This is a genomic window from Bacillus gaemokensis, assembly GCF_001590835.1.
Lineage (GTDB): Bacteria > Bacillota > Bacilli > Bacillales > Bacillaceae_G > Bacillus_A > Bacillus_A gaemokensis.
In genome coordinates this window covers 44,856-45,302 of sequence record NZ_LTAQ01000002.1, presented here as the reverse complement: position 1 = coordinate 45,302, position 447 = coordinate 44,856, and the positions used below count along the sequence as shown (strand labels likewise).

The following is a 447-nucleotide window of genomic DNA, read 5'->3' as shown; positions in this document are numbered from 1 at the left end:
GGAAAACATCACAAATGGGGTGCAGGAAACAGGAACAATCAACGCAACAAGTCTGCGAGTAAGAAGTCAAGCAAATACAAATAGTGCAATTCTCGGAAATTTAAAAAACGGAGAAAAAGTAACAATCTTAGGAAAAGCGAATGGCTGGGCAAAGATCAATTATAAAGGAAAAGAAGGTTACATATCGTTAGAGTTTGTGAAACTAGAAACTGGGAAACAAGAAGAGAAGTCAGTGGAAAACATCACAAATGAAGTACAAGAAAGCGGAACAATCAACGCAACGAGCCTGCGAGTAAGAAGCCAAGCAAATACAAATAGTGCAATTCTCGGAAATTTAAAAAACGGAGAAAAAGTAACAATCTTAGGAAAAGCAAACGGCTGGGCGAAGATCAATTATAAAGGAAAAGAAGGTTACGTATCGTTAGAGTTTGTGAAGCTAGAAGCTGG

General features: G+C 38.0%; 1 protein-coding gene. It reads left to right on the top strand.

The features are described 5' to 3' along the window. Positions 1-447, top strand: a 447-nt coding sequence (locus tag AZF08_RS31100) for an SH3 domain-containing protein (RefSeq protein WP_235604051.1), incomplete at both ends; no start/stop codon positions are given.